Annotated in this window: 9 protein-coding genes; 4 read left to right on the top strand and 5 right to left on the bottom strand. The window is 69.3% G+C overall.

Annotation, left to right across the window (positions count from 1 at the left end; genetic code table 11):
* Nucleotides 1–19: 19 nt before the first annotated feature.
* Complete coding sequence (locus BJ998_RS07485) at nucleotides 20–1,411, bottom strand: hypothetical protein (RefSeq protein WP_184859711.1); 1,392 nt, start codon at nucleotides 1,409–1,411, stop codon at nucleotides 20–22.
* A 139-nt stretch (nucleotides 1,412–1,550) separates the two neighbouring features.
* Here BJ998_RS07485 and BJ998_RS07480 point away from each other — a divergent pair, with 139 nt between their 5' ends.
* From BJ998_RS07480 to BJ998_RS07465, 4 genes are all read left to right on the top strand, one after another.
* On the top strand, nucleotides 1,551–3,749 hold the full coding sequence (locus BJ998_RS07480) for a pectate lyase-like domain-containing protein (RefSeq protein ID WP_184859709.1): 2,199 nt from the start codon (nucleotides 1,551–1,553) through the stop codon (nucleotides 3,747–3,749).
* A 91-nt stretch (nucleotides 3,750–3,840) separates the two neighbouring features.
* Entirely contained in the window at nucleotides 3,841–4,749 is a 909-nt protein-coding gene (locus BJ998_RS07475; protein WP_184859707.1) for an RluA family pseudouridine synthase, read from the top strand.
* A 746-nt stretch (nucleotides 4,750–5,495) separates the two neighbouring features.
* Nucleotides 5,496–6,617: a tryptophan dimethylallyltransferase family protein gene (locus BJ998_RS07470; protein WP_246488545.1), complete on the top strand. Its 1,122-nt coding sequence runs from the start codon at nucleotides 5,496–5,498 to the stop codon at nucleotides 6,615–6,617.
* A 17-nt stretch (nucleotides 6,618–6,634) separates the two neighbouring features.
* Nucleotides 6,635–8,011 carry a tryptophanase gene (locus tag BJ998_RS07465; protein ID WP_184859705.1) on the top strand — a complete coding sequence of 459 codons (1,377 nt, stop codon included), beginning with the start codon at nucleotides 6,635–6,637 and terminating at the stop codon, nucleotides 8,009–8,011.
* 58 nt (nucleotides 8,012–8,069) lie between these two features.
* Here the strand turns inward: BJ998_RS07465 and BJ998_RS07460 are convergent, their stop codons facing one another.
* From BJ998_RS07460 to BJ998_RS07445, 4 genes are read right to left on the bottom strand one after another with little or no spacing between them, the layout of a single operon-like run.
* Nucleotides 8,070–8,639 carry a GTP-binding protein gene (locus BJ998_RS07460; RefSeq protein ID WP_184868501.1) on the bottom strand — a complete coding sequence of 190 codons (570 nt, stop codon included), beginning with the start codon at nucleotides 8,637–8,639 and terminating at the stop codon, nucleotides 8,070–8,072.
* A gap of 13 nt (nucleotides 8,640–8,652) precedes the next feature.
* Nucleotides 8,653–9,024, bottom strand: a complete 372-nt coding sequence (locus tag BJ998_RS07455) for a DUF742 domain-containing protein (RefSeq protein ID WP_184859703.1) — start codon at nucleotides 9,022–9,024, stop codon at nucleotides 8,653–8,655.
* 2 nt (nucleotides 9,025–9,026) lie between these two features.
* A complete protein-coding gene (locus BJ998_RS07450; RefSeq protein WP_184859701.1) occupies nucleotides 9,027–9,458 on the bottom strand; it encodes a roadblock/LC7 domain-containing protein in 432 nt (143 codons plus the stop codon).
* 21 nt (nucleotides 9,459–9,479) lie between these two features.
* Nucleotides 9,480–11,948, bottom strand: coding sequence for a sensor histidine kinase (locus tag BJ998_RS07445; RefSeq protein ID WP_184859699.1), 2,469 nt, complete (start codon nucleotides 11,946–11,948; stop codon nucleotides 9,480–9,482).
* Nucleotides 11,949–12,162: the final 214 nt, after the last annotated feature.

Genomic DNA, 12,162 nt, shown 5'->3' with positions numbered 1-12,162 from the left:
AGTCTTCCACAGGGAAAGATCAACGCGCGGTTGCCACGCGCGCGGCCTCCTCGGCGAGTCGCTCGGCCAGCCGCGGGTCGGCGGCCGAGCTGAACACCGACAGCACGAGGTTGCCGCAGCGCAGCACCACCTCGACGCCGCGGCCGGTGACGATCTCGCTGCCCTGCTCACACGGCCCCGTGATGGGGCGCGGCGCGCCGGCGAGGACGGTCGTGGCCAGCGCGAACTCCTTCACCGACTGGTCGATGTCGCCGCTGCCGACGTACGCGTCGACGGCGACGAACTCGATCGGCAGCGGTCCGTGCCCCTGCCACCACTCGCAGCCGTTCACGGTCGCCTCGGTGAACGTGACGGCCGGCCCGTCGTCGATGTTCGGCGAGATCCGGGTCAGCGCCTCGTGGGACAGCAGGGAGCACGCCGACACCTGCCGGAACTCCGGCAGCGGCGACGGGCCGGCGAGCACCGGCGTGAGCAGTCCCAGCCCGATGGCGCCGATCGAGGCGATGGACAGCCAGGACAGCTGTGTGATGCGTCGCGGCGACAGGCGGTTGCGGCCGCGCGTCGATGACGTCGCAACGACAACACCGAGCGATACGACGGCAATCGTTGACACGACGAGCCATTCGCGAGCGCCGAACGCCGGCTGCCACCAACTCGTGTCCCACGACGTGCGGATCGTCCAGCACGCCATGAACGCGAGCGGCGTCGCGGCGATGGCCGAGATCCGGATCCGACGGCCACTCGACGTTCCCAGCACCACCTCGGCCAGCGGCACCACGCAGGCCAGGGACAGCCCGAGCGCCAACGGGATCGTCCGGTGATAGGTGGACGGCTCGATGTTCCAGGTTTGTTCCAGCCACGCCAGCGCCGCCACCGCCAGGGCGCAGACCGCAACGGCCCCGACGATTTCCCTTGCCCATCGAGGCCTGGGCCCTGGCACGTGCGCGAGAACCGGGTAGACCATGTTGGCGCGCAACAGCTCCGCCGCGACCGTCAGCCCGGTGGCGGTGCGCTTGCGCAGCGGTTTGTGCTGCGCCGCCAGCTCGTCCGCGGCGTACGAGCGGAGGTCGGCGTGGGGCCGGAACGGCAACAGGGCGGGGATCGGCGCATCGTCGGCGTCCAGTTGGTCGAGCACGAACTGCACCGTCGCGCTTCGGGGCTGCTGAGCCGAATGCTCCCGCTGGAACGAGGCGTACCCCGCGCGTGACCGCCGAAGTCGATCGTGCAGACTGTGCCGGAACTTGGCGGTCCCGACTCGGTGGCGCAGCCAGGTTTCGACGCCGAGCCAGCCGGCGGCGGCCGCCAGCAGCGGCGCGACCGACGGCAGCCGCACCGCCAGTGCGGCCAGCGTCAGCGTCGCCACCAGCCCGGCCACGGCGGTCCCGGTGCTGATCGGACGCCTCTTCGCCATGCGAGCATGATCCCCGCGGCGAGATTGTCTCGGTCTTATTTTAAGTCGTGTATTGACGCTCCCCTGTGACCCCCATAACATTCGGCTCGTCGGGGCCGCCACTCAGACCTGTCCTCTCCCAGCGAAGCAGGAGGGCCCTGTGACCCCTGTGCGTACCGTCGCGCTCGCGGCGGCGGTCGTGACCCTGTCCGCGACCGCATTCACCATCCTGGCGCCGGCGGCCAGCGCCGCGGTGTCGCCCGGCACCTACACCGTCACCAACGTCGGCAGCGGCAAGTGCGTCGACGCGCGCTCCGCCGCCACCGCCAACGACACTGCCGTGCAGCAGTACACCTGCAACGGCACCGCCGCCCAGTCGTGGACGTTCACCGCCACCGACTCCGGCTACTTCCAGATCGGCGCCGCGAGCGCGACCGCCCAGGTCTGGGACGTCAGCGACGTGTCGACCGCGGACTCCGCGCCGATCCACCTGTGGACCTACGGCGGCGGCGCCAACCAGCAGTGGCAGGCGGTGGACGAGGGCAACGGCAACTACCACTTCGTCAGCCGCAACAGCGGCAAGTGCCTCGACGTGCCCGGCGCGTCCACGAACGACAGCGTGCAGCTGCAGCAGTACACCTGCAACGGCACCGCCGCGCAGTCGTTCTCGCTCAGCGGTGGCGGCACCACGCCGCCGCCCCCGCCGCCGCCCGGCACCCCGGACTTCGGGCCGAACGTGACGGTGTTCGACACCTCCATGTCGGCGTCGCAGATCCAGAGCAAGCTCAACTCGGTGTTCAGCCAGCAGGAGCGGGCGCAGTTCGGCAGCGGCCGCTTCGCGCTGCTGTTCAAGCCCGGCACCTACAACGTGGACGCCAACGTCGGCTTCTACGAGGAGGTCGCCGGCCTCGGCCTGACCCCGGGCCAGGTCACCATCAACGGCCAGGTGCACGTGGAGGCCGACTGGATGGGCGGCAACGCCACGTGCAACTTCTGGCGTGACGCCGAGGGCCTGACCATCAACCCGCCCGGCGGCACCAACACCTGGGCCGTGTCCCAGGCCGACCCGCTGCGCCGGGTGCAGGTCAACGGCAACCTGAAGCTGGACGACAACGGCTGGTCCTCCGGCGGCTTCCTGGCCGACTCCCGGGTCACCGGCCAGGTGCAGTCCGGCTCGCAGCAGCAGTGGCTGTCCCGCAACGACACCATCGGCAGCTGGGCCGGCTCCAACTGGAACATGGTGTTCTCCGGCGTGCAGGGCGCGCCCGGCAACACCTTCCCCAGCCCGCCGTACACCACGCTGAACACCACGCCGGTGATCGCCGAGAAGCCGTACCTGTACATCGACAACAACGGCAACTACAGCGTGTTCGTGCCGTCGCTGCGAACCAACAGCTCGGGCACCACCTGGGCCAACGGCAACCCGGCCGGCACCTCGCTGCCGATCAGCGGCTTCTACATCGTCAAGCCGGGTGACACCGCGTCGACGATCAACGCGGCGCTGTCGGCCGGCAAGAACCTGCTCGTCACGCCGGGCATCTACCACCTCAACCAGACGCTGAACGTGACCCGGCCCGACACCGTGGTGCTGGGCCTCGGCATCGCGACCTTCGTGCCGGACAACGGCATCACCGCCATCTCGGTCGGCGACGTCAACGGCGTGAAGATCGCGGGCCTGCTGATCGACGCCGGCACCACCAACTCGGCGCAGCTGGTGCAGGTCGGCCCGACCGGCTCGACCGCGGACCACTCCGCCGACCCGACCGTGCTGTCCGACGTGCACTTCCGGCTCGGCGGCGCGACCGTCGGCAAGGCCAGCAAGTCGCTGGTCATCAACAGCAACAACGTGATCACCGACGACACCTGGATCTGGCGGGCCGACCACGACGACAACAACGGCACCGCGGGCTGGAACACCAACACCGGCGCCAACGGCCTGGTCGTCAACGGCAACAACGTCACCGCCTACGGCCTGTTCGCCGAGCACTACCAGCAGTACCAGGTGATCTGGAACGGCAACGGCGGCCGGACGATCTTCTACCAGAGCGAGATGCCCTACGACGTGCCCAACCAGAGCGCGTACATGAACGGCTCCACCCAGGGCTACGCGTCCTACAAGGTGGGGGCGAACGTCACGAGTCACGAGGCGTGGGGCATGGGCGTGTACGCCTACTTCAGCGCCAACCCAAGCGTGGTCAACTACCACGCGTTCGAGGCGCCGCAGAACGGCAACGTCCGGTTCCACGACATCCTGGACATCTCGCTGGGCAACAACGGGTCCATCACCCATGTCATCAACGACACCGGTGCGAAGACCCCGACCAACACCACCCCGGTGGACATCGTCAGCTACCCGTGACCGGGTGACCGACCCGCGGTAGCGCAACCAAGGCCGCCTTGCTCTCGTCGAACGAGGGCAAGGCGGCCTTCGCTGTAGGCTGGGCGTCGACATGAGACGTCGTGCCAAGTCCCCGCTGCCGCAGCGCCTCGGCCTCGACCCGGTGCGGATGCGGATGCCGGCCGAGGGGCCGTGGCGGACGCTGCGCGAGCACCTGGTGTTCCGGCTGCCCAGGGTGGATCCCGAGCGCATCGACCAGATGCTGCGCGAGCGCCGGATCGTGGACGCGGACGGGCCGCTGGGGCCGGACGCGCCGTTCGTGCCGGACGGGGTGATCTGGTTCCACCGGGACCTGCCGGTCGAGACGCCGGTGCCGTTCGACATCGGCATCGTGCACCGCGACGACGATCTGCTCGTTGTGGACAAACCCCACTTCCTGGCCACCATCCCGCGCGGCCAGCACATCGCCGAGACGGCGCTGGTGCGCCTGCGCCGCGAGCTGGACCTGCCGGACCTCGTACCGGCGCACCGGTTGGACCGCGTCACGGCCGGCCTGGTGATGTTCGTGATCCGTCCTCAGGTGCGCGGCCGCTACCAGACGATGTTCCGGGATCGCTTGGTGCGGAAGGCTTACGAGGCGATCGCCCGGCACGACCCCGACCTCGCCCTGCCGGCGACGGTGCGCAGCCGCATCGTCAAGGAGAAAGGCGTGATCGTCGCTCAGGAGGTCCCCGGGCCGGCGAACGCGGAGACCCTGGTGGAGCTCGTCGAGCACCGCGACGGCCTCGGCCGGTACCGGCTTCGCCCGCTCACCGGCCGCACGCACCAGCTGCGCCTGCACATGGCCGGCCTCGGCGTGCCGATCCTCAACGACGACTTCTACCCGGTGCTGACCGAGAAACCGTTGGACGACTTCACGAATCCGCTGCAGCTGCTGGCGAAGACGCTGGAGTTCGACGATCCGGTGACGGGGGAGCACCGTCGCTTCGAGAGCCGGCTGCGACTGTCGGCCTGGGAGTGACGGTACCGAGTGGACGACAGGCCTGGGACCATCGGCGCGCCGCGAGGCTGGTGGGGCGAGCAACTGGCGGCGGGTGATCGGTGTGGACTTCGTCGGAGTGAAACCGTGGAATGCGGAACGGAGGGCTGGCAGGCCGCGTTGCCGGCCACCGAATACCACAGGGGGAGTCGCGGTGAACCCACGGTGCGCGGATATCGTCGACTTCGGATCGAATACCGGATCGGGCGGCGGGATTGACCACACCGCAGATCGCACACACCAGGTTCGTCGGCGGGTGTACGGTCGAGACGCACGCCGCGAAGGCCCCGCGGAAGCTGGGTATCACCCGGCGCCGGCTGGGTCGACGCGCGGGGGCCGGCCTCGGCTGAGCCCGTGCCGACGGGAGTGGTCGGATGTCCACACGGGTCGGCACGCCCGGCCGCGCCGACCGCTGGTTGACATTGTCCACTGTGCACTCGGCCCGGTTGTGACCGCGAGATTGTAGCAGGTTTCATTTCCGCGAACGGGTGATTCTACCTCCGCTGCGCGGCGGCACCCCGGGTGAAGTGCGAAAACAGGGCGCAGAAGGATTCGCGCGTCTTCTGTTGACATTGTCACAATGGGGGTGCCAACTGCGCTCGGTTATGGAAAGTTGAGCGTGCAATCGCCGGACAGGCGGTATGCGGGTCGGGGGGTGCTGTGTAAATTTCTCGGCGGCTTGCGGGGGTCGGACGGGTGATTGTTGTGTCGAGGGCATCGGAGTCCACATGATGATGCGGTCCCTTTCGTTACGCGAGCACGCAAGTGTCCAGTTGCGCAATCTCTGTGCGGCGGTCGGACTGGCCGACGCCGACGAGCCAGTGAGCATTCTCACACTGTTACTCGGTGACTTGGGCGAGCGTACGCTGGCCGCGCCGCCGATCTGGGCCTCGCACGTCTCCGACGACCTGACGCCGCTCGAATTCTCCATTGCCCTTGACGAGGATGGCTCACCCGTGCTCCGCATGCTCGTCGAACCCATCGCGGACGGTTCGGGTGTGCATGCCAACAATCGCGTCGCGCTCCGCGTTCTCGACGCGCTTGCCGAGCGTTTCGGGCTGTCGCTGGAGCAGTTCCGTGAAATATGGGGGCTGTTTGTTCCGGACGAGCCGTGCGGCCGGTTCGGAATATGGTATTCGGTGATATTCAGGCGCGGCGCTGCGCCGGATTTCAAGGTGTACTTCAACCCGGCGGCGCTCGGCGAGGAACATGCGCCGGCGCTGGTGTCCGAGGCTCTGTCACGTTTGGGGTTCGCGGACGCGTACGGGCTGGTCAGTGACCGCGCGGCGACTCGGGACGGCCTCGACAGGCTCACCTTCTTCGCGCTCGATCTGCACACCCGCCCGCAATCGCGGGTGAAGGTCTACGTCTCGCATCACGACGCCGGGTTGCCGGTGGTGGAACGGGCCGCGGCCGGGGTGCCGGGCATCGCGCTGGACCGGGTCCGCGACTTCTATTCGGCGATCGGCGGCGCCGGCGACCGAGTGCTGACCGGCCTGCCGGCCCTGTCCAGCTATTCCTTCGTCGGCGCGAACGCGAGCGTGCCGAACAACTACTCCCTCTACATGCCGATCCGGGACCTGGTGTCGGACGACCGTTCGGCGCTGGAGCGTGTCCTGGTCCTGATGGAGCGGCACGGCATGGATCCGACGCTCCTGCACCGTGCTCTCGCCGCCGTCACGTCGCGGCGCCTGGACGACGGCGTAGGACTGCTCGCCTACGTGTCCCTGCGCCTGGGACCGGTGCAGTCCGGCATCACCGTGTACCTGTCGTCGGAGGCGTACGCGACCATGCCGCCGCGGTCGCGCGGGAGCGCATCCGCCCAACTGCCGCAAGTGAAAGTCCAGTAGAGGTGGAAGGTCATCCCATGACGATCATGGAGCCGTACCGGATCAAGGTCGTGGAACCCATCCCGCTGACCACACGGGAGGATCGTGAGCGGTCGTTGTCCCGGGCGGGGTACAACGCCTTCAATCTCAGGGCCGACGAGGTCACCATCGACCTGATGTCGGACTCGGGCACCGGCGCGGTCTCCACCGCGCAGGAGGCCGCGGCGAGCATGGGCGACGAGTCGTACGCGGGCGCCCGCTCCTTCTACCGGTTCCACGGGGTGCTCAGCGAACTGACCGGGTTCCCGCACATCTTCCCGGCGCACCAGGGCCGGGCCGCGGAGCGCATCCTGTTCGGCGCGCTGCTGGAGCCGGGCCAGATCACCCTGAGCAACACTCACTTCGACACCACCCGGGCGAACGTCGAGCTGTTGCGCTGCGAGGCGCGTGACCTGCCGTGCCCGGAGGCGGCCGACCTGGACAGCCAGGCGCCGTTCAAGGGCAACATCGACCTGCGTGCCCTCGAGCAGACGCTCACCGGGCCGGAGGGCGACCGGGTCGGCTTCGTGATCATGACGATCACCAACAACGGCGGCGCGGGGCAGCCGGTGTCGATGGCCAACATCGAGGCGGCCGCCGCGATCTGCCGGCGCAGCGGGGTGCCGTTCCTGCTGGACGCCGCCCGCTTCGCGGAGAACGCGTGGCTGGTGACCCAGCGCGAGCCCGGGTACGCCGACGTCAGCCCGACCGAGGTGGCCAAGCGCGCGTTCCGGCTGGCCGACGGGTGCGTGGCCAGCCTGAAGAAGGACGGCATCGCCCCGATGGGCGCGTTCCTGGCGATGCACGACCCGGAGGTGGCCTCGCGCTGCGAGCTGATCCTCACCGCCACCGAGGGATTCCGCACCTACGGCGGCCTGGCCGGGCACGAACTCGACAGGCTGGCCCAGGGGTTGCGCGAGGTCCTCGAACCCGACTACCTGCGTTCCCGGGCCGCCGCCGCGGCCCACCTCGCTCGGTTGGCCAACGAGGCCGGGGTCGACGTGGTGCAGCCGCCCGGCATCCACGCGCTGTACCTCAACGCGGGCCGGCTGCTGCCGCACATCCCGCCGGGCCGTTTCCCCGGCCACGCGCTGGCCTGCCAGCTGTACCTGGAGGGCGGCATCCGCTGCGTCGAGCTCGGCTCGCTCTACCTCGGCACCCTCGATGACGACTACGAGCTCGTCACGCCGGCGCCGTACGAGCTGGTCCGGCTGGCCCTGCCGCGGCGGGTCTACACCCAGAGCCACTACGAGTACGTCGCCGAGACGCTCGCGGCCATCGCCAAGCGCCCGGAAAGCGTGCCCGGCTATCGCATGGTGGAGACCACGCCGATCCTGCGGCACTTCAACTCCCGCATGGAACCCGTGCCCATGTAGGAGACGAGCGAACGAAACGGGCCCGCCGAACGCCGTCGGCGGGCCCGTTGTCGTCGCGTCACACGGCGGCCTTCGCCTCCCCCGCGGGCAGCTTGCTCATCGCGTGCTCCAGCAGCTTGATCAGCGTCAGCTTGCTGGAGTCGCGCTGCCGGGCGTCGCAGTTGACGATCGGCACGCCCTCGCTGATGGCCAGCGCGGAGCGGATCTCCTCCGGCTCGTAGTGGTGCGAGCCGTCGAAGTTGTTCACGCCCACGATGAACGGCACCTCGCGGCGCTCGAAGAAGTCGATCGCGGCGAAGCTGGTGTCCAGGCGGCGGGTGTCGATCAGCACGATGGCGCCGATGGCGCCGCGGGCGAGCTCGTCCCACATGAACCAGAACCGGTCCTGGCCGGGCGTGCCGAACAGGTACAGCACCAGGCGGGGGCTGATGGTGATGCGGCCGAAGTCCAGCGCCACCGTGGTGGTGGTCTTGCCCTCGATGCCGCCGAGGTCGTCCACCCCGGTGCTGGCCTCGGTCAGCAGTTCCTCCGTGCTCAGCGGCGGGATCTCGCTGACGGACGCCACCAGGGTGGTCTTGCCGACGCCGAAGCCCCCGGCCACCAGGATCTTCACCGACTCGGGGACCATCGTCGACGACTGGCTAGAGTGCACGGACACCATCGAGAACCGCCTGAAGTAGTTCCCGGCCCGGCGCGCGCAGCGCCTGGGCGGGAGGACGGACAACCACGTCACCACGGTCGATCAGGTCGCTGATCAGCACCTTCACGACGACCAGTGGGACGTCCACGTAGTGGGCGATCTCGGCCACCGACAGTGCCCGGTGGCACAGTTCGAGAATCGCCTGCTGCTCGGGGCCGATGCCGACCCGCTCGGTCGTGGACGGCACCGTCACGACCTGGGTGGCCACGTCCAGCCACGCCGTGCCCGGCCGGGTCCGGCCGCCGGTCATCGCGTAGGGGCGGACCAGCGGGCCGGCCGCCTCGTCGAACCACTCGGCGTCGTTGTCGGCCATCGCTACGCCCTCTGCCCGCTGTCGGCTGTCGCCGCCACGTTGCGCGGTGCCGAGCTGAGGTACACGCCGACCTGCTTGACCAGCAGGTTCATCTCGTACGCGATGAGACCGACGTCGGCGCTCTCCTCGGCGAGCACGGCCAGGCACGCGCCGCGCCCGGCCGCGGTGACGAAGAGGAAGGCGTGCTCCATCTCCACGATCGTCTGCCGGACCTGCCCGCCGCCGAAGTGCCGGCCGGCGCCTCTGGCCAGGCTCTGGAAGGCCGATGCCATCGCGGACAGCTGGTCGGAGTCGTCCCGGGACAGCCCGTCGGACTTGCCGATGAGCAGGCCGTCGGCGGACAGCACGACCGCGTGCCTGGCGTCCACCACCCGCTCGACCAGGTTGTCCAGCAGCCAGTTCAGATCCGTTTCCGAATGCGCCTTGTCGTTCATCAGATCCTGACTTCCTTGTTCCTACGCTCGAGAGTCCGGGAACTCGCCTGCTTGACGGCCTTTGAGCGAACCTGCCTGGAACGCCGACATGGTGTGCCGGATCTCCTCCGGCGACCGGGTGTCGTCGTCCAGGTCGAACTCCGGCTCGTCCTCGAGGTCGCCACGCAGCTGCGGCGCCAGGTTGTGCTGTGGTTGCCGCTGGGGCAGGACCGGGCGGGCCGCGGCGGGCATGGGAGGCGCGGGGACCAGCGGAACCGGGGTCGGCGCCTCGTCGACGTCCTCAGCGTCCGGCCAGCGGGTCGTGGCGGTCGGGATCGGCAGCGCGTCGGAGTTGGCGGGCGTGAGCCGCTCGGCGATGTCGGCGCCCGGCGGGGTCGGGTCCAGTGCACCGTGAAGACTCTCGGTGGTCTGAACCTTGTCGGCAAGGCGTGACCGGCTCAGCGCCCAGAACTCGTCCAGCTCGGAGCTCTCCCGCTCGGCGGCGGTTTCGGACTCGGCGGCGATCATCTCGTGGTGGGTGAGCGGCGCGGCATCCGGCGCGCGGTCGGCGGGACCGCTCGTGGCCAGGATCGACGACGGCAGCAGCACGATCGCCCGCGTGCCGCCGTAGGGCGACACCCGGAACTCGACGTTGATCTCCAGCCGGTTGGCCAGCCGCGCGATCACGAACAGGCCCAGCCGGGAGTCCGTCTTCAGCGCCATCGCGTCGAACTCGGGGGAGTTGGCCATCATCCGGTTGGCCCGCTCCCGGTCCTCCTCGCTCATGCCCAGGCCCTGGTCCTCGACCTCGACCACGGCGCCGCGGGCCACCAGCGTGCTGCTGACCAGCACCTGGGAGCGGGGCGGGGAGAACGAGGTCGCGTTGTCGACCAGCTCGGCGATCAGGTGGATGGTGTCGGCGACGGCCGAGCCGACCACCGACACGTCCGGGCCGCGCTCGACCTGAACCCGGTGGTACAGCTCGGTCTCCGACACCGCGGCCCGCAGCACGTCGACCAGCTTGACCGGCTTGCGCCAGCGCCGGCCGGGCAGCTCGCCGCCCAGGATGATCAGGTTCTCCGCGTTGCGCCGGGCCCGGGTGGCCAGGTGGTCCAGCTGGAACAGGCGCTCCAGCTGCTGCGGGTTCTCCTCGCCACGTTCCATGGTGTCCAGGATCTTCAGCTGGCGGTGCACCAGGCCTTGGTTGCGGTGGGCGATGCTGAGGAACACGTTGTGCACGCCGTCGCGGGCCTGCGCCTCGGTGACGGCCGCGGTGACGGCGGTGTACTGGGCGGCGTTGAACGCGTCGGCCACCTGGCCGATCTCGTCCCGGCCGTAGTCCAGGTCGGGCAGCTCGGAGCGGACGTTGACGGCCTGGCCCTCGCGCAGCCGCCGCACGATGTCGGGCAGCCGGTGCTGGGCCAGCTGCAGCGCCTCCTCCCGCAGCCGGGCGAGGCGGGTGACCAGGGTGCGGTCGACCAGATTGCGGGACACCCGGACCGCGGCCACGATGGCGCCGATGGCGACGAGCAGGGCGACGACGGAGCCGATCACGACCAGGGTCAGCTGGCTGTTGGCGTCCGAGATGGCCTGGCTGGACACCTCGTCGGCCTGGTCGAGCGTGAGCGAGACCATCTGGTCGGAGATCCGGTTGGTGAGATCCAGCCAGGCCGCCTGGTTGGTGGGCAGGCCGGCCAGGCCGCGCGTCCACGCGCCGTGCTCGATGAAGCCGTTCTCGAAGTCGACGAGCTGCTTCCAGTCGGCGCTCGCCGTCATGGCGTTGAACCGGTCCCGGATGTCGGGCTGCACGAACGGGACCGTCGTGGTCAGCTCGGAGTGGTAGGACGCCACCAGGTTCGCGTACTCGAGGTGGTCGGCCGAGTCGAGCGTGCCGGCCGCGAAGGCACCGGAGATCAACGTCGCGGAGCGGGACATGAGGTCGGTGGCTCGGAAGACCGCCGCCGAGGTCACGCCACCCAGCGAGACGGTGACGGCGGGCAGGATGCGCGCCTGGGTGTCGAACAGGCTCCAGGCCGAGTCGAGCATGGTGTTGTAGAAGTCGAAGACCTGTTGCTTGTCGATGGTCTTGCTGTCGACCTGGGCGCGGATCTTGGGCAGCTGGTCGATGCTGGCGTTGAGCTTCTGCAGCCCCTGCACGACGGGCGGCGGCGCGTTCTGCGCCAGCGCGTCGGCCGCGGTCTTCATCGACGCCAGGTACTTGTCGGTCTGCTGCTCCTGGTCGTGCAGGAGGCTCAGGTCGTTCGTGGACCCGCTCAGGAAGGCCGTGCCGAGTTGGCGTTCCTTCTGCGCGGAGGCCAGCGCGGTGACCGCGGGGATGGACACCTCACGCACACCGGAGACGACCAGCTTGACGTAGATGGCGTCGAAGACCAGGTACGATGCGGCCACCGTCCACAACACCACCAGCGCGACACTGGGGATCAGCACCGCGCCGACGAGGCGCGACTTGATCGACCTGTTGGCCTTGTCTGGCTTGTCCTTGTTTTTCACGACGCTCCATCACCGACCCTGGGGGTGTGCGGTTCGTGCCCTCTCGCCGGGTGTCCGGGTGGACGGCCGGCAATTGCGGCGGCAGACCCCCGTCCGCCGACGATCACTCTGACGAGCGTCTTCGGGCAGGAAGCGACCGCCTAACCAATCTTGATCTTCTTGCGGCCAGGGAATCTAGCACGTTCCAGATCGCGGGCGAACTGCCCTCGAGTAC

Source organism: Kutzneria kofuensis, assembly GCF_014203355.1.
Classification (GTDB): Bacteria; Actinomycetota; Actinomycetes; order Mycobacteriales; family Pseudonocardiaceae; genus Kutzneria; species Kutzneria kofuensis.
This window is presented reverse-complemented; position numbering and strand designations above follow the sequence as displayed.